Below are 16,678 nucleotides of genomic sequence, written 5' to 3'. Positions count from 1 at the left end.
CGTACGGGCTCTGCGCCCGCACCTCCCCGGCCCCAGCCCCGCAGGAGCCGCCCACGCCTGGGCATGAGCGGTGGACATCTCGCCTGAGATGAAACTGTCGGTTGTGAACGTGGGGCCCGACCAGGTCATGCTCTCCGGCGGCACCACCGATCCCGTGACCGGCACCGACACGAGCACGTTTGCTGGATCTACCGCAAGCCCTGACCCGTCGGTGCGCCGGCGAAGGACCGCGGGATGAGCGATGACGCTCGCCTGGGTGCGGTACGCGGGGTGGCGGCGGGGCAGGCTAGTTTGCCCTGGTGAGTCTTCTCGATGAGGTGGCCGAGCGTGATGGCTGGCGGTGCTGGGTGTGCGACGAGCCGGTCGACCCCGGCATGTCGGTGAACGACTCGCGGGGGCCCAGTGTCGACAGCCGGACCACCGACCGGAAGGCCAAGGTCGCCGAGCGGCTCGCGCACCGCGGGTGCAACACCCGCAAGGGCGCGGTCAAGGTGGTCATCGCCTGGCCGGATCGCCTGCAGGTCGTCGAACCCGCGCCGCTGATCACCGTCGCCGGAAGGTTGGAGCGCAAGGGGGGCCGCGAAATGGTGGCCCGTTGCCCGACCGAGCAGGACGCCCAGGAGGCGGCGGACTGGCTGGTGGACCGGTTCTCCCGACTGGTACCAGGGCTGCCGGTGACCGCCCACATCGAGCCTGGCGGCGGCCAGTTCCTCGTCATCCTGGCCACCGGCCGCCGCTGACCGGGATCACCACGCTCACACTGCCCCCATAGCCATCGGTTCCTCACGCAGGATGTGGCGCTCAGGGCGCACGATTCTTGAGTACCGCCCCCTGCTGTCCCGATCACGGCCGAGTCATCGAGACAGCGAACTGGTCCGGCAGCGCCAACTCCGGATTCGGTCGACGATCCGCTTCGCGCGCCATGCCAAGTCCGCGTCCAGGCTCGTGTGCGGACCCGACGCGGCCTGCCACACCGAAACCTCCGCGACGTCCCGGACAGATCCGTCGGTATCGCCCTGCCGTCGAGCAACACCGGGACGATCAGGACCACCACCACCCGAGCCTGCTTCAATGCCCCACGCATCTCATCCGGGTAGCGCCTCCCCAGCGACATCAAAACATGTTCGAGGAAACTCCGTCACCACCGAACCGACCGACGAGAACCCGATGCGCCGCGGCGGCACCGAACCTGGCGTCGCGCCAGCGGTAGTTCAACGCCTCTCCATCCGTGAGCCGTCCAGCATCCGGTCCCACGACCGCCGATGCCGGACTCACCTCGACGCGACGCCAGCGGCCATGGCACAGCAGATCATCCACCCCTCGCGACCGGGACGAATGGGGTTCTCCCTGGCCACGAGAAACAGGAGAACAGGGCACACGCGGCCGGATGGGGGCCATTGGTCGTCCGAATGGGTCGGCCTGTCCAGGAACTGTCAACAAATTCGCGTTCGGCACGCTTGATGCTGAATATTCAGCGGAGAAGAATATTCAGCGTGCCCCCGTACGGTGAAGTGGCGACCAACCACAGCGTGATACACCGATGTGAATCAAGTCACCCCGGGGATAGACGTTGGCGTCGAGCCAGTGCGTGCATCCCTGCCAATGAGTGCGTGGAGGTGGGACGCGCGCCGGAGGTCGTGATGGTGCGGGATTCCAAGGCCGGCGCCTCGTCCCCGCTCTCGTTCGACCCCTTCGCCTGGGACGTATTCCTTGATCAGCTACGGGCCGACTGAACGTCGTCTTCGCACCGGTGGTCACCAGCAAGGGAACGATCACCCATGCGTGTCCGTTGAGGAAGCAGCGGTGAGTCCACGGTTCGCTTATTCTCACCCGAACGCATGACTTCGAACGGGTGGTCAAGGGGCGATGGTGACGGAGAGACCAAGTCAGGCCAAGCTTGCGCTAGGGCGCATGCTCCGCGAGGCGCGACTCACGGCAGGCTTCGCCAGCCATGCCAGAGTGGTCGAGAAGATCGGATTCAGCCAGCCGACGCTGTCGCGGATCGAACGCGGCCGGAAGATCCCGTCGGAGTCCGAACTCTGCACGTTGCTCACCTTCTACTGTCCCGTGAACCGTGCCGAGATCGAGGACCTCGCGGTTCGCGCTCGCGAGGACACACCGGGCCTGGACCCGGACTTCCAGACCCTTCGCGAGCGGGAGAAGGTCGCCGACCGCGTCCGCAAGTTCACCAGCGAGCGGATCCCGACGGCGCTGCAGTGCGGTCGCTACATCCTCAAGCAGTACGAACTGGCCGGCATTCCCTACGACCTCAACGAAGTGGTGTACGACCACGAAAGCCTGGCCGCCGATCTGAAGCGGGAACAGGGGCCGCTTTTCGAGGTGGTGGCGAGCCTCTCGTCGTTCCTTCGCATGCCAGGAGGTGACCTCGGCGTTGTCGGCGAGCAGGCGATCCACATACTCGGCCTGCTGGACACCGCGCCGCGCCTCTCCCTGCGTGTGCTGATGTACGAAGCGAACGTCCCGTACATCGACACCGATTTCACGATCGTGACCGGCGGTGGCCAACCGGACATGGTCTATGCCCAGTCGGGACAGGACGGGTTCACCATCGCGGGCAAGACGAAGATTCAGGAGCGCGAGCGTTACTGGGATGTGGTCCAGACTGCGGCTTTATCTGTCGAGGAAAGCCGCGTGGTCCTGCAGAAACTCGCCGAGCGCGAACCCGTGCCCCTTGCCGGGTGGTTTTCCATCGCAAAGTAGTAGATCATCTTCGTCGGTTGACGGAACGTTGTGGCCTGTTTCTGCGATACCCTCACTGTTGCCCGCGAAGCAGCAGGAGGCTGTTCGTCGTGTTGGGATCAGCGCACTTACCGCCAGTGGAAGTCCGGCTTGATTCGCCAAGTGTCGCTCGGGTGTACGACTACTGCCTCGGCGGCACGACGAACTGGGCGCTGGACCGAACATTCGCCGATCGGATACTCGACGAATACCCACTGGTCCGGCGGGTGGCCGCGATCGAACGGCTCTACCTGAACCGGGTCGTCCGGTTCCTGCTCGACCAGGGCGTGCGGCAGTTTCTCGATGTCGGCAGCGGCGTCCCCGGCAAAGGTTCCGCGCCGTTCGTCGTGGACGACTGGGTCGACGAGCAGGATCACGCCGTCGACACACGCGTCGTGTGCGTCGACAATGACCCCCTTGCCGTGGCGTACGGGAAGGTCGCGCTCGACCGGCGGGACCAACGGGGTGAGCGGACGATCGTGCAGGCCGACCTCCGGGCCCCGGACGCACTCTGGCGCACGGTGCGGGACACGGGTCTCATCGATCCAGACGAACCCGTCGCACTGCTGTTGATCGCGGTGCTGCACATACAGCAGAAGGACGCCGAGGGCAACGAGGTCGCCGCGCCGTCTGTGACGCGCCTGCGTGGACTCCTCCCCGCCGGTTCGTACCTGGCCGTCTCGCACGCATCGGACGCGAGCCGGTCTCCGGCGACCATGGCCGCCCTAGAAGGTCTCCGCCAAGTCTATGCCGGTACCGGCAGCGACATCACCTGGCGCTCCCGCCATGAGATCGAGTCGATGCTCGACGGCTGTCGCATGGAGGCGCCGGGCTGGACCACCGCGGCGGCCTGGCGTCCAGAGCACACGGGGCTCGGCGCACCGCTCACACCGGTCGGATCGCCGGCGGGTTCGGTCATCTGGTCCGGCGTGGGCAGGAAACCGTGAATCGCCCGACGCAGATGATTGAAATCGGGTGAATATTCATCATCGAATATTCACCCGCTTTCTCTGAATATTCGATAATGAACTCGGCCGCGACATTCCGAGTGCGGTAAGCACCCTTTCGGTGTCCTCTGGTTATGATCTCCGCTATCTGGTGGATTCATAGCCGAAAGGGGCTGGGAATGGAGAATATTCAGCCGCCTGCACCGCAGAACATGCACCGTCAGGCTGGGATAGTCACGGCCGTCATTCCCGGCCTGATCATGGCCGACAAGCAGGCGTCCGACGGGGTGAGCGCGATCGCCCGCGACATGCGGATCACGGCGGCGCCCAAGCATCCCGGTCAGGATCCGGTGAGCGTCCACTTCGTCAACGAGCTGGTCTCGGTGCTGCGTGGCGACGGCGGTTTCGTGTCGCGGCTCACCGCGGTCACCGAGCGCCTGGAGAACAGCGCCGCGCAGCTGGACGCGTCCCGCCGCGGACTCCAGAGCACCGACCAGGACGTCGTCGGCACCTTCGGCCGCATCCAGCGTGGCGGTAGGCCGTGAACGCCGGTGGCGGGCGGGCGATGCCGGCCATCTCATGGGACCACGTGAGCCTCCAGCAGATTCGCGACATGCTGCACCCTGGCGAGTCTGAAGAGGACATGTACCGGCTAGTCGACGAGTGCGGCGAGTGGGTGTTCGCGGCGGAGCAGCGCCTCGAGGAACACGACCAGCACTGGACCGAAGCCGCCGACAGCGGCGTTGGCGACGCGCACGTCGCGGCGGCGGTATACGGCGCGCGGACGCGAAGGGACCTCGCGTCCGCGCTGGACGACATCCGCGGAGTGCAGTCGTCACTGGAGACGGTCGTCGCGAAGTTCACCGACGTGCGGAACAAGGTCGAGGACCAGTACATGGACTTCCAGTCCACTCGGGAGCCGGTGCTCGGTTGGATGCTCGCCCGCGACGACGAGGGCGGCGAGCGGAAGCGGCGCGAAGCCACGTTGCGGGCCAGGGAGCTCATGGCTCAGTACGAGCGGACCACCAACGAGGAGCTGGCGAACTGGCCTGGCACGAGCGGGCCCATGGCGGGGCCCGCGCCCACAGCGCCGCCGATGGACACGACGGAAGCGACGACGACCATGAGCACCACCGACTTCCTGCTCATGAACGGTCCGACCGTGCCGCTGACGGACAGCCCGACCAAACCGATCCGGTCGCACGACACGCAGTCCCCACCGGTCAACACCGGCGGGGCCACCGGCTCCGGCGTGCCCGGTGGGGCGTTCCCCGCCGGCTCCCTATACCCGAAAAACGAGGTCGAGCACCGCAACACGTTTGGATTCGGCGACGGATTATTCAGCGCCGACGGCGAGGCATGTCCACCCGTGATCGGCGAGGACGCCGAGTACCAGAAAGACGAGGACGAATCGTGGTGACGGCTTCCAAACTGCAGAGCACCACGTTGTGGCCGCCGATCGCGCTCGTGGCGTGGCAGGAAATGTGGCGGATGTACAGCAGCACGATTCCTATGCCGGTAGTTCTCGACCTGCCACGCACTGACGGCGTCCGCTCGGCGGCGGACCGAAACCACGAGGCCCTTGGCGTTCATGCGGCGCTCGTCGCGAGCGGGTACGCGGTGCGCGAAGGCTCCGGCGTCCGACTCAGCAGGGACGCGCGCGCCATGCTGCGGGTACTGGCGCGACCGAGTCGTGAGGTCGACCTGCGGATGGATATTCGGGGTGAGTCGGTGCGCGCGCTCGCGGCCGTGCCCCGCAGTGGTGACGTCGTGCGGGTGAGCATCCACGAGTACGACGACATCCGCCGCTCCGCCGTCGTCGTCGAGTCAGTGCGGACCAGCGCCCCAGCTCTAGCGGCGGTGGACCTGCTCCCGGACAGCCCGGGGCCGGGTCGCATCCGGGCGCTCAGCGTTCCGCTGGACCAGCTCGAACGCGCCATCGACGGGTACCGGACCGATCGGTTCATCGACACCCTGAAGGCACACATCGGCAGCGCCGCCGGGGACGTCCAGGACCTGCTGCGGCGCGGTCACACCATGCGAGCCAAATTCGGGCTGGCCGCGCTCAACCGCGACGGCCGCCGTGCCCGCCACCCGTCGGCCGTGATGGTGCACGACTCGACCGCAGGCAGGCACGTCCTCGCGCAGCGGGGCGAATACCTCACGATCGACCGGGTGAACGACCACCAGGTCGCGGCCATGCTCGAGCAGCGCCTCGCAGAACAGGTGGACGGCCGATGCTGACCGTGCCCAACGTCTTCACCGTGCTCGGCGGTTCGTTGGTGATCGTGAGCGGTATCGCGCTCGCGGCGGGTGCCGTCCGGGCCCACCGGCGCAACACGCCGACGCCCGTCCTCGTGACGACGATCCTCGGGGCGTCCGGCTTGCTGCTGCTGTCCATCGGCTGGCTGACCGGTCCCACCGCGCCGGCGAACTCCTCCGAGGCCATCAAGTCTGGCAGCCTCATCTCCGCGGCCGTACTCGCGCTCTACGCACTCTGGTTGAACGACCAGCGCAGGCGAACCGAGCAGGAACGGCTCGAGACGGAGAAGGAACGGGGCGCGGTCGAGCGAAGCAGGCTCGCCAAGGAGCTGGAGCAGCTCGGGCTGGAACGCGTGCGGATCGCGAACGAACGGTTCACCACGGCGATCGAGCTCCTCGGCAACGAGTCCGACCGGGTTCGGGTCGGTGCACTCATCGTGCTCGAGGGACTGGCAAGGAACCAGCCGCACCTCATCCCCGATGTCCTCGACCAGGTCTGCGGCTACCTGCGCAGCCCGCCAGCCGTGGATCCGTCGAGTCCGACCGACCGAGAACGGGGGGTCCGCGCGCGTGCCCAGCGAGTGCTCAGCACCGTGGTGCGGCGGGCCGCGGAGGCGGGCATCGTCGTCGACGTCGACCTCGCCGACGCTGTGCTGCACCGCTTCCACCTCGACAGCGGCAGGATCGGCACACTCCGCCTTGACGGCGCGCACCTCACCGGTCCGACTCGCCTGCGGGGCGTCGTGGTCGACGAACTGGTGATGGTCAACTGCGTCGCGGACGACGACGTGGTGATCGAGCGGGACGACCAGGAGCGCGGCGACGTCGGCAGCCTCCAGCTCAGCGGCAACCGCACCGCGATCGGTGGCAGGCTCCGCTGTCGGTGCGACCTGGGCATGGTCGAGATCGACTCCGTGGACTTCCAGGACAGCGTCGAGCTGACGAAGCTCACCGTGCGCCGGTCGTTCTCAGCACAGGCCGGCTTCACCCGCCTGACGCTCACCGAAGTCACCTTCGCGACACCGCCGGAACCACACGAGCGGAGCATCGACCTGTTCCACTGCACGTTCAGCGGCTTGGTCTCCTTCGACAACGTCGTGGTCTGCGGCGCCACCCGTCTCGACGCCCTCCGCTTCGACGGCGGCCTGGAACTGGTCGCCCGGTTCCACAACCGCGTGACGACCGAACAGGCCCTGGTGTCCACCCCCGATCCGACGCTGCCCCCTGGCTGGCGCCTCGGCGACCACGACGCCGTCTACCGGAAGCTCGTGCCACCCGCCCGATGATCCAAGGTCGGAGGCCGGAGTCGTCAAAGTTGGAACAGCGCCCCCAGTTCCTCAACGGTCGCGACAACTTTGCGTAAGAGACAACCGCCGTCCCCGCACGCGGCAGATCTGGTCGTCCCGTGAACGAATGACTGCACTACCGCCCGCACGGTTCATCGTTCGGTACTGCCGATCTGGAGCAGTTCGTGACCCATTTTCGCGACTGGAACGACGTGCTCCAGTTTTGCTCCACGTCGACGATCCACAGCACGCGAACTGTCCACTCGACACAGTCGGGCAAGATCAACAAAGTCCGCCGACCTGCGACGAATCGCCTGTCAGCGGACTTTGCACGATGTGGAACTGTGGGGTCCGAACCCCTGACCCACACTGCCAGTACAATTTGGACGGTGTCTCTGACCTGGGACTCTACCGCATTACCACGTCAGATATGTTGCGATGACTACTGTTGAGTGCAGTTCGGCGCAGTTCGACCATCATGAACTCTCCCGAATTTCTCCACCCGCAGCCGGTGTGAACCACCCAGAAGTGTTACTCGCCGCCCGACCCTGCTACGTGCCGGTCGCCAGTCCGAACGCGACGAAGGTGGCGATGCCGAGGATCAGCGCGATGATCGCGCCGGCCCAGCCGCCGAGGTCGCGGTCGCGCATCCCGAAGAACGCGGCCACGAGCGCTCCCACGGCGAGTACCAAGCACACGATCCCGGCAACGCTGCCGACACCACCCTGCCAGATCAGCAGGCCAGCACCGAGGCCGGCACCGAGGCCACCGATGATCGCGATCCACTCACGCACGCCGTCGAGCAGCGCACCACCCGCAGCCTTCCCCGCCTTCCGCCAGGACACGTCAGGGCCTGTCCTTCCGTCGACCAGTCCGCTTCTTGAGAATCGTCATCGGCTGCTCGCCACCATCACGCTCACGACGACGTTCGGCAGCCGCACGTTCAGCAGCCACGTCAGCTTCGTCGACATCCCGCTTCACCCGGGCCATCTCGTCCAAGAACGCACTCTGGTTCTCCTGGTACAGCCGAGTCGCCGCCGGATCGGCGGTGCCCACGCGGATCTGCCGCCAGGTCAGCTCACCGCGGTCCACCCGCTCCTGCAGCGCCCGCGCCACCGGGCCGGACCTTCCTGAGCGGAACGACTCGGCCACTTCCCGCTCGAGTCTCCGGTACTCGACGGTTCCGGTCACGTCGGCTCGGGCAACGCCGCGGATCGCCGTACGGGCCTCCTGACTCGTCCGCCGCACCTCGGCGACCGAAGCCCGCAACTCGGCGGTCAACGCGCGTAGCCGTTCGGCGCGTTCCTCGGGTGTGGTCATCACATCGTCCCCGGGGCGTCCGGGCCGCTGTAGCTCGTCGACGGCACCTCGACCTTGGTGTTCGACGCGTTGTCGGGCCGGTCAGCGGCGAGCATCTCGAAGATCGACACGGCTGCCTGGATCGTCTTCTTCACCGCGTCATACACGCGGTAGGCCTTGATCACGCCGTCAGCGATCTCTGCGGCACGCATGACCGCCACGATTGGCCCGCCGCTGCCCAGGATGCTGAGCAACATCTGGATCAGATCGATCGCAGCCTGCAGGAACTCCTTCGCGACAGTCGCGAGATCACGGAGTGTGTCCCGCACCGTCTCACACATGGCCCTGTTCTGCACGAACGCGTAGTGCCACCTGGTCATGTGCGCCTGGAACGCCTGCGCAGCGTTACCATCCCAGTGCGGATCGAGCTCAACCACACCGTTGAGCAGGTTGCCCGCGATGTCGGAACTGGCCCAGGCCAGGCTGTTCCACGCGTCAGCGAGCGAGAGCAGGTCACCCCAGTCGCCACCGACGGTCTCGGTCAGCCAGTGCACGACGTTGACCTCGTGGCCGAACTGACGGGTGATCCACGCGACGGCGTCGTTGATCCAACCCACGACACCCGGCAGCACGTCAGTCACCGAATCGGTGACCAACTCGTCGTAATTGCCCGGCGGATTGAGCCGACCAAGCGGATGCATGGTGTCGGCGAAGCCGACAGGCGCAGTCTGTGTCATCTCAGTTCGGCCCCTGACCCGACCTCGTGCCGCCCTCTGGGCCCTTGGGCGCAATCTTGTCCATCTCCGCCGCACTGGCGGCATCAACGCCGGCGTACTCGTCTGCGGTCTCCCGCAGCCCCCGGATCGTCCCACTGAGCTTGGTCAGCATTGTGAGCAGCGTGTCCCGCTCGGCCACCGCCATCTCCTCGACCAGGTTCTGGAACTGGACCATCAGCCCCATCAGACCCTCGGTCTGGCTGCCCGCTCCGTCGAGATACACCCGCATCTCCCCGACATACCCATGATTACGCTCCAACAGCCCCGCATACCCCCGCAGCGCATCCGGACGCACCATGAACTGCTCCTCCGCCACCGCTCCCCTCCCCCTTGGTCAACGACGGCCCGATCGCCACCAAGCAGCAATCGTAACCGTCCGATCACCCCGCGTCAGCGAAACCACAAACAACGCTCTGCACGACCAGCACCCGACGGTGAGTCCCCACGGCCGACCAGCCACCGCGATCTGCCTCGACCAGCCAGCGACGAGGGCGAGACACGACGGGCAGGCGGATGCTGCCGCGCCCTCCGGCCCCGAGGTGACCGAACCGGTGCGGTGGACCCCCGCTACGGCAGCCGCTTCGCCGTCACCGCACCCATCACCACAGCAGACGCAGTCTCGGCGACGAAGTCGTCCGGGTCATCGGTGGTCTCCACACCGCGCGGGGTGATGGTCTTGGTGCGGTAACCGACCTCGTCGTAAACGAACTTGGTGGTGCGAGTGACGCCGGTCTTGTGCGGGACCCGGGCCTCCACCAGAGCCGTGCGTTGGTCGTAAACCAGGGTGGTGGTGTTGTTCCTCGGTGAGTAGCAAGAGCGCTTGGCCTTGCCCCGCAGCTTGCTGCTGCCGCCGCTGCGCCAGCTGGAGCGCGGCGACGGCCAGTGGCCCCGGCGGCGCCGCCGTTGCGGGAAGGGCGGCGAGGGCTGCTTCTGCATCCTGCGGCCGGCGCGCGGGGTCCTTGTCCAGGAGACGCAGGATCCAGCGAGCAAGGGTCGGACCGACCGGGGTGGCAGGTGGTGGCATGTGCAGGTGCTGATACTGCTGCTCGGCAGTGTCGCGGCCACGAAACGGCCAGTTCCCGGTGCCAGCTCGTGAGCTAGGCATCCGAGGGCGTACAGATCGCTTTTGTGGGGTCGCCGGCTGTCCCCGCCATCGTTCGGGCGCCCAGTACGGCAAGGTTCCGCCGTACTGGAAGGTGACTGTCGCGGTGCGCTCGAGTGGCACCTCGGCGAGGCCTTCGGTGTGCAGGTGTGGGCCGAACCCGGTCGCGCAGGACACTCGTCGGTCGTGCTCGAGGTGACAGACCTCGACGCCGCCGCCTCGCATACGACCGAGGTCGTCATTCAGCACGACGGCCCACAACCCGGCAGCGGCCCGCATCCTGCAACTCACCGACCCGGACGGCAACACGGTAGCGGCACCGCTACCCCACCCCGCTACCACCCACAACACACCTCACCAGGCCCTATTTCCGCAGGTAGCGAGTAGCGGCCCTGGTACCTCCTGCCCGAAAACCACCTCTCAGGGGGCATCCATGCCTTTCCATGCCGCTACCACGACTCCCGATGCCGCTACCCACAGTCACTTCGCGGATGTGCTGGTCGGACTCATCCCGGCCGCTGTCCTGCTCGTGGTGCTCGTCGCTGTCGGCTACCTCGCCTGGTGCTGGGTCTTCCCGTTCACCCGCTGCCGCCACAGCAGCGAACGCCACTTCCTGCGCTGCCGCCGCTGTCAGAGCACCGGCACCCGGCTCCGTGCCGGACGCCGCCTGCTCAACCACATCCGCGCCGCCCGCCGCCACTGACCACACAGGACCCGAGGAGCAACCGCCATGACCAACGACACCAGCGCTCTGCTCGGCGCCGCGCTCGACGCCGCCGCCCACGGGTGGCACGTGTTCCCGCTGCGGCCCGGCGCGAAGGTGCGCGTATCGGGCACAGCAGCACTCGCGCCGCCATGATCTACCAGCACGCGACCAGGGAGCGCGATCACGCGATCGCGGTAGCGCTGGACCTCATGATCCAGGAAGCACGGGGAGAACCTGCCGCCTGATCTGGCACGACAGCGGTTTAGGGGCGGACAAGACAAAAGCAGCAGGTGAGGGCATGCACCCTCACCTGCTGCTTTGTGTTGTGGAGCTGAGGGGGTTCGAACCCCTGACCCCCACACTGCCAGTGTGGTGCGCTACCAGCTGCGCTACAGCCCCTTGTGCACGTACAAGATACCCCGGCGTTCGTGGGGTGTTGCAGCGGGGTCGGTCCTTCCGCGACGGGCTGGTCACGTGCTACACCCACACCGTGGTCGCTGATGCCCTCATGGTGCCCCTCGTCGAGCCGGACGCGGAGGGGATCGATCCCGCGCGTCGCCGGGAGCTGCAGGAACGGCGGTTGCGGGGGCTGGTGGACCGGCTGCTCGCGGCGGGCGGGCTGCAGGCGGCGAGGCTGACCGACGCGGGGGTGCGGGCGGGCACGGACGTGTCGCTCGACGACCTCGATCGACTACCGACGGTCATGAAGCGTGACCTCTGGGATCACTATCCGGACGGGCTGCGCGCGGTGTCCGCCGAGGACGTCGTCTGTGTGCACGGGTCGTCGGGCACCGGCGGCAGGCCGACGCTGGTGCCGTACACGGCCGCTGACGTGGACATCTGGGCGCAGGTCATGGCCCGTGCGCTGGGTGGTGCGGGTGCGACGCGGCGCAGTCTGGTCCACAACGCGTACGGCTACGGTCTGTTCACCGGCGGGCTCGGCGTACATCACGGCGGGATGCGGCTGGGTGCGACCGTCCTCCCGCTTTCGGGTGGGATGACGGACCGGCAGGTGCGGATGATCGTGGACCTGCGGCCGGACATCCTGACGTGCACGCCGTCGTACGCGATCTTCCTCGGGGAGGCGCTGGCGGCGGCGGGGATCGAACCGGCGAGTCTGCGGGCGGGCCTTTTCGGCGCGGAGCCGTGGACGAACGGGATGCGGGCGCAGATCGAGCGGCTGCTCGGGCTTCGGGCGCTGGACATCTACGGCCTGTCGGAGATCATCGGCCCTGGTGTGGCCGCGGAGTCGCTGGACTCGGACGGCATGTTGAACGTCGCGGAGGACCACTTTTTCGTGGAGGCGGTCGACGCGGACGACAGGCCGGTGCCGGACGGCACGCCGGGTGAGCTGGTGTTCACGACGCTGACGAAGACCGGCATGCCGTTGCTGCGTTACCGCTCGGGTGACGTGGCCACGCTGGCAGGTCCGGTGCCGGGCGCGCCCAGGACGTTGCGGCGCATGTCGAAGCTGCTGGGCCGCACCGACGACATGCTGGTGGTGCGTGGCGTGAACGTGTTCCCCACGGAGATCGAGGCGGTGCTGCTCGCGGACGGCCGCGTCAGCCCGCACTACCTGGTGGTGGAGGACCGGCGGTCGGCGGCGCGGCCGGAGCTGTGGGTGGCGGTGGAGCAGACCGGCGGGGACGCCTCGCTCGCCGCCGACCTGGACACGGCGCTGCGGGAGCGGCTGGGCATCACGTGTGTGGTGCGGGTCGTCGCCGCGGGCAGTGTGCCGCGTACCGAGGTCGGCAAGGCGAAGCGGTTCGTGCGCTGGTCGGAGGGCCCGGCGCCGGTGGCGGGGCTGGATGGTTGAGTCCGGCGCATCGCTCGGCGGGACATCCGCGGGGTGGCCCGGTGCCGTGAAAGTCGTGAATCAGCCGCTCATCTTATGGGTGCGCGGGCTTGGTTTCGGGACGGTGGCGAGGCTGAAAGAGGCAACCGTCCTGCCGTCAACGCGTCTTTCACAGCACCAGAGCCCGGACGCTCCGCGCCCGACCGCGAAGCGGGGGCCTTGCCCACGCAACCCTGACGGTGGAGCACTCGTCTGGACGATTGATTCCGTGAAGATCATGTGACGTGGCTTTGGCGTACGGACCCGTCATCAGGCACAACCCCCACCACGCGGGCGCCCGACGGGGCTGGGCCGATGCCGTGAAAGGGGCGCGTTCACGGCACAACGAGTGCCGTGAATGGGCCGTTCAGGGCGCCCAGCGCCCTGAACGCGCCTTTCAGGGCATTGCCACGCCGTCAACCAGCACCAAACCCCCGGGTGCTACGCGCCCCGGGCCCGCGAAGCGGGGCCCTGCCCGCGCAACTCCGACGGTGGCGTAAGCCCACCCCATAAGGGCTCCCTGCCATCCCGTCGACCTGGCGTAGCCCGATCACGCCGTGTCAAGGGGGGCCAAAAGCCCGAATCACATCAAGCACGAATCGGCCCCCCTTGGCGCGGTGTGATAGCCCCTGGGAGGTCGACGGGATGGCAGGCAGACCCGAACCCAACCGCCGCCGACCCGCCCCTCCGCCACCCCCGAGACCTGCCCGTCCGGCGAGGACAAACCCACAACACCAACCGCAGCCAGCACACCCGGGCCGAAACGACGCGACCAGCACACGACGACCACGGAATCAATCATCTAGTCGGCTGACTTGACCAGCTGGTCGAGCCAGTCGGCCTTGGCGGTGTCGACGACCTTCTCCCCCGACGCGATGGTGGGCGTGCCGAAGCCCTTGGCCCCGTCAGGGAACTCCTGCTGCAGGTAGGGCGCCGCCTTGACCTCGTCGAAGTTCTTCTGCACGAGGTCCTCGTACTTGCCGCTGGTGACGCAGGTCGTGAAGTCGTCGTCGGTGATGCCGAGGTCGATGCCGAGCTTGGCGAGCTGCTGGCGGTCCCACCCGCGGCTGCCTTCCTCCGGCTGCTGGTCGGAGAACAGCGTCTTGTGGAACGCCGGGAACCGGCCTGCGTCGGCGGCGCACAGACCGGCGTTGGCGGAGTCCATGGAGTAGCCGGGCGGGTCGGAACGGTCGTTGAGCATGGGCAGCATGTGGTAGCGGACCTGCACGGTGCCGTCGGCGACGTGCTCCTCGATGTCCGGCCCGAAGGTCTCCTCGAACTGGCGGCAGGCCGGGCAGAGGAAGTCCTCGTAGACGTCGAGGGTGACCTTGGCCTCGTCGCTGCCGACGACGACGATCCCGCCGTCGCGCCGCACCGGGTAGTCGGCGGAGGCGGTGGACTGCTGGGTGGTCTCCGGGTTGGCGACCTGGATGTCCTTGCCCTCGGTGGCGTTCTTCTGGTTGTTGTAGATCAGCAAGCCGCCGACGACGGCGATGGCCAGCACGACGACCACGCCCACGCCGACCACGATCCGCTTGCGGTCGGCGCTCTTGCGGGCCGCGGCGACCGCCGTGTTCTGGCCTGGTGTGTTCCGGCGTGGCGTGTTCTGGCCTGTGCCCTGCGCCTGCTGCCGCTTCTTGCGAGCGTTGCGCTCAGCTCCACCCACCGCGATCAAGTCCTTCCCTGCGTGTCCACGGTCTCCACCTCTGGCCCGCGGTCCGTGAGCCAACCGTCGAGTGACCCGAGGCTGCGCGGCCGCACGGTCAGCCACACGGCGAGCAGCAGGAACCCGATGTCCCGTGCGAGTTCCTGTGGGTACTGCGTTTCTCCGGCCGCGACCTGTCCGCCTCCACCGAAGCACCCGCAGTCGATGGTGAGGCCCCGCGCCCACGACTGCGCGACCCCGCCGATGAACGCGAGCAGCACGACCCCGGACGCGATCGCCACCACCCGTGTCCCGAGCCCGGCGAGCAGCAGCACCCCGAGCACCAGCTCGAGGAACGGCAACCCGGCCGCGACGACGCTGACCACGCCGGCGGGCAGCAGGTCGTACGCCTGCACGGCGATGTAGGTCTGGTTGAGGTCGCTGACCTTGATCGCCCCGGACACCAGCCACACCGCGGCCAGGCCGAGCCTGACGAGCAGGCCGATCACGTCGAGCGCCCGCACGGACGGACGAACCACCCCAAGAAGCTACCGAACGCGCCTTAGCGCAACCTGAGAACCCACCACCACAGGCAGACCCCACCCCAGCAGCGGAACCGCGAAGCGGCAAAGCGGCCAAAGCGGCAGGAGCCGCGAAGCGGCAGACAGGGAACGAAGCGAAGCGAGTCCCCCAGCAAAGACCCACGCTGGGTCGGCAACCAACCGCACCGTGGGGGGTTTGGGGGGCTCGGCCCCCCAACGTGATCCGAAAACGAGCCGGCGAGCGCTCTCCGCGAGCACTCGCCGGCCGAGTGGAGGTGCCGGGAATCGAACCCGGGTCCTCTGCCGTCTCAACAAGACTTCTCCGTGCGCAGTTCACTGTGTCTCTACTTGGCCCCACCGGTCACGTGAACAAGCCGGTGTGACGAGCCCAGCCGCTGTGAGTGTCCCGTCGCAGGTCCGCGGCCAACCCGCGACGGTGAGCCTCCTAGCTGATGCCGGCAAACCGGGTCGGAGGCGACCCCGGGCCGACAGACATCACTACTCGCTCAGGCGGCGAGTGCGACGTCGCGCTGGTTATTAACCTTGGCGCTTATTGGTTTGCAGCGACGCTTGAGGTGGTCATCTGCCTGCACCTGCACGCTTCCCTTGAATCAACGTCCAGAGTCGAAACCGTTCACCCCCTCGTGGTGACTGTGTCACGTACAGGATAACGCGCGAGCGGCCCCGGATCATCCCGGTTTCCCGGGGGTAGGGAAAACCCCACCCTGAACTGTGCGGTCCTCCTCATGGTCCCGGCCCCTCCCGTCGCGGGATGCTGGTCTGGCGACACCGACGAAGGAGACCTGAGATGACCACCACCACCGAGCGCGACGGCACCCGGCCGAACCCTCCGCTGCTGGGCGCGCTCGCCTACCTGGTGATGAACCTGCCGATCGGCATCGCGTCGTTCGTGTTCGTCGTGACGACGGTGTCGGTCGGTGTGAGCACGGTGATCATCTGGGTGGGGCTCGCGGTGCTGGCGCTCGCGGTGCTGGGCATGCGGGGCATGGCCATGCTGGAGCGGCTGCGGGTGCGCACGATGCTGGGCACGTACGTGGCCTCGCCGTACCGTCCGGCCGGGGAGAAGTCCCGCTGGCTTTCGCGCGCGAAGGACCCGGCGACCTGGAAGGACATGGCCTACCTGATCCTGATGTTGCCGATCGGCATCGCGGAGTTCACGGTGACGGTGGTGCTGTGGTCGGTGTCGCTGTACCTGACGCTGCTGCCGCTGTACTGGGCCTGGATCCCGAGCGACTGGCAGCTGGTGCTGTGGGACCACCAGGTCGTGCACATCGACTCGTGGCTGGGCACGTTGCCGTTCGCGGGGCTCGGTGTGCTGGTGCTGGCGCTGGCGATCATCGTGACGAGGGGCCTCGCCACCCTGCACGCCGTGTACGCGAGGGCGATGCTGGGCCCGAGCGAGCGGCACATCGCGAAGCTGGAGGGCCTGTCGACGGCGGGCGCGATCGACTGGTCGAACGAGTGGCCGTCGAGCTCGGTGAACTACCGGCCGGTGACGCGATGAGCAGCCCGGCTCCGG

The 16,678-nt window shown here is 67.6% G+C and carries 19 protein-coding genes, 1 tRNA gene and 1 other RNA gene; 12 read left to right on the top strand and 9 right to left on the bottom strand.

Annotated elements, in window-relative coordinates; genetic code table 11:
• Positions 1 to 299 precede the first annotated feature (299 nt).
• The 8 genes from ACFPCV_RS25220 to ACFPCV_RS25185 all read left to right on the top strand — a co-directional run bounded on the left by ACFPCV_RS25220 (position 300) and on the right by ACFPCV_RS25185 (position 7,234).
• Positions 300 to 740 carry a hypothetical protein gene (locus tag ACFPCV_RS25220; protein WP_378058806.1) on the top strand — a complete coding sequence of 147 codons (441 nt, stop codon included), beginning with the start codon at positions 300 to 302 and terminating at the stop codon, positions 738 to 740.
• 522 nt (positions 741 to 1,262) lie between these two features.
• Positions 1,263 to 1,733, top strand: a complete 471-nt coding sequence (locus ACFPCV_RS25215) for a DUF397 domain-containing protein (RefSeq protein ID WP_378058805.1) — start codon at positions 1,263 to 1,265, stop codon at positions 1,731 to 1,733.
• Between the two features lie 178 nt (positions 1,734 to 1,911).
• Positions 1,912 to 2,721 carry a Scr1 family TA system antitoxin-like transcriptional regulator gene (locus tag ACFPCV_RS25210; protein ID WP_378058804.1) on the top strand — a complete coding sequence of 270 codons (810 nt, stop codon included), beginning with the start codon at positions 1,912 to 1,914 and terminating at the stop codon, positions 2,719 to 2,721.
• Between the two features lie 17 nt (positions 2,722 to 2,738).
• Positions 2,739 to 3,686, top strand: coding sequence for an SAM-dependent methyltransferase (locus tag ACFPCV_RS25205; protein ID WP_378058803.1), 948 nt, complete (start codon positions 2,739 to 2,741; stop codon positions 3,684 to 3,686).
• Between the two features lie 212 nt (positions 3,687 to 3,898).
• Complete coding sequence (locus tag ACFPCV_RS25200) at positions 3,899 to 4,231, top strand: hypothetical protein (RefSeq protein ID WP_378058802.1); 333 nt, start codon at positions 3,899 to 3,901, stop codon at positions 4,229 to 4,231.
• 68 nt (positions 4,232 to 4,299) lie between these two features.
• The gene (locus ACFPCV_RS25195; RefSeq protein ID WP_378058801.1) at positions 4,300 to 5,106 is read left to right on the top strand and encodes a hypothetical protein; all 807 of its coding nucleotides are present in this window, start codon (positions 4,300 to 4,302) and stop codon (positions 5,104 to 5,106) included.
• Entirely contained in the window at positions 5,100 to 5,930 is an 831-nt protein-coding gene (locus tag ACFPCV_RS25190; RefSeq protein WP_378058800.1) for an ESX secretion-associated protein EspG, read from the top strand. The genes ACFPCV_RS25195 and ACFPCV_RS25190 overlap by 7 nt, the downstream gene beginning before the upstream one ends.
• A complete protein-coding gene (locus ACFPCV_RS25185) occupies positions 5,924 to 7,234 on the top strand; it encodes a hypothetical protein (RefSeq protein WP_378058799.1) in 1,311 nt (436 codons plus the stop codon). Before ACFPCV_RS25190 ends, ACFPCV_RS25185 begins: the two co-directional genes overlap by 7 nt.
• A 551-nt stretch (positions 7,235 to 7,785) precedes the next feature.
• Here ACFPCV_RS25185 and ACFPCV_RS25180 read toward each other — a convergent pair.
• The 5 genes from ACFPCV_RS25180 to ACFPCV_RS25160 form a co-directional block, all read right to left on the bottom strand.
• Positions 7,786 to 8,079 (bottom strand): hypothetical protein, encoded by a 294-nt coding sequence (locus tag ACFPCV_RS25180; RefSeq protein ID WP_378058798.1) that lies wholly within the window; start codon positions 8,077 to 8,079, stop codon positions 7,786 to 7,788.
• Position 8,080: 1 nt separating this feature from the next.
• A complete protein-coding gene (locus tag ACFPCV_RS25175) occupies positions 8,081 to 8,515 on the bottom strand; it encodes a hypothetical protein (protein WP_378058797.1) in 435 nt (144 codons plus the stop codon).
• 38 nt (positions 8,516 to 8,553) lie between these two features.
• Entirely contained in the window at positions 8,554 to 9,270 is a 717-nt protein-coding gene (locus ACFPCV_RS25170) for a WXG100 family type VII secretion target (RefSeq protein ID WP_378058796.1), read from the bottom strand.
• Position 9,271: 1 nt separating this feature from the next.
• Entirely contained in the window at positions 9,272 to 9,625 is a 354-nt protein-coding gene (locus tag ACFPCV_RS25165) for a hypothetical protein (protein ID WP_378058795.1), read from the bottom strand.
• A gap of 251 nt (positions 9,626 to 9,876) precedes the next feature.
• A complete protein-coding gene (locus ACFPCV_RS25160; protein ID WP_378058794.1) occupies positions 9,877 to 10,245 on the bottom strand; it encodes a hypothetical protein in 369 nt (122 codons plus the stop codon).
• 659 nt (positions 10,246 to 10,904) lie between these two features.
• On the opposite strand from ACFPCV_RS25160, the gene ACFPCV_RS25155 reads away from it, so the two are divergent.
• Entirely contained in the window at positions 10,905 to 11,114 is a 210-nt protein-coding gene (locus ACFPCV_RS25155) for a hypothetical protein (RefSeq protein ID WP_378058793.1), read from the top strand.
• Positions 11,115 to 11,141: 27 nt separating this feature from the next.
• Positions 11,142 to 11,270, top strand: a complete 129-nt coding sequence (locus ACFPCV_RS25150; RefSeq protein ID WP_378058792.1) for a hypothetical protein — start codon at positions 11,142 to 11,144, stop codon at positions 11,268 to 11,270.
• 173 nt (positions 11,271 to 11,443) lie between these two features.
• On the opposite strand, the gene ACFPCV_RS25145 is transcribed toward ACFPCV_RS25150, so the two are convergent.
• Positions 11,444 to 11,516, bottom strand: a tRNA-Ala gene (locus ACFPCV_RS25145).
• Between the two features lie 91 nt (positions 11,517 to 11,607).
• Between ACFPCV_RS25145 and ACFPCV_RS25140 the strand changes: the two genes are divergently transcribed.
• Positions 11,608 to 12,933: a phenylacetate--CoA ligase family protein gene (locus ACFPCV_RS25140; protein WP_378058791.1), complete on the top strand. Its 1,326-nt coding sequence runs from the start codon at positions 11,608 to 11,610 to the stop codon at positions 12,931 to 12,933.
• A gap of 820 nt (positions 12,934 to 13,753) precedes the next feature.
• Here the strand turns inward: ACFPCV_RS25140 and ACFPCV_RS25135 are convergent.
• The 3 genes from ACFPCV_RS25135 to ssrA form a co-directional block, all read right to left on the bottom strand.
• Positions 13,754 to 14,617, bottom strand: coding sequence for a DsbA family protein (locus tag ACFPCV_RS25135; RefSeq protein WP_378058790.1), 864 nt, complete (start codon positions 14,615 to 14,617; stop codon positions 13,754 to 13,756).
• Between the two features lie 5 nt (positions 14,618 to 14,622).
• The gene (locus ACFPCV_RS25130; RefSeq protein ID WP_378058789.1) at positions 14,623 to 15,135 is read right to left on the bottom strand and encodes a MauE/DoxX family redox-associated membrane protein; all 513 of its coding nucleotides are present in this window, start codon (positions 15,133 to 15,135) and stop codon (positions 14,623 to 14,625) included.
• A gap of 270 nt (positions 15,136 to 15,405) precedes the next feature.
• Positions 15,406 to 15,780: a transfer-messenger RNA gene (gene ssrA, locus ACFPCV_RS25125) on the bottom strand.
• Between the two features lie 166 nt (positions 15,781 to 15,946).
• On the opposite strand from ssrA, the gene ACFPCV_RS25120 reads away from it, so the two are divergent.
• Positions 15,947 to 16,663 (top strand): sensor domain-containing protein, encoded by a 717-nt coding sequence (locus ACFPCV_RS25120; protein WP_378058788.1) that lies wholly within the window; start codon positions 15,947 to 15,949, stop codon positions 16,661 to 16,663.
• Positions 16,664 to 16,678 lie beyond the last annotated feature (15 nt).

Source organism: Actinophytocola glycyrrhizae (assembly GCF_042653545.1).
GTDB lineage: Bacteria > Actinomycetota > Actinomycetes > Mycobacteriales > Pseudonocardiaceae > Actinophytocola > Actinophytocola glycyrrhizae.
This window is presented reverse-complemented; position numbering and strand designations above follow the sequence as displayed.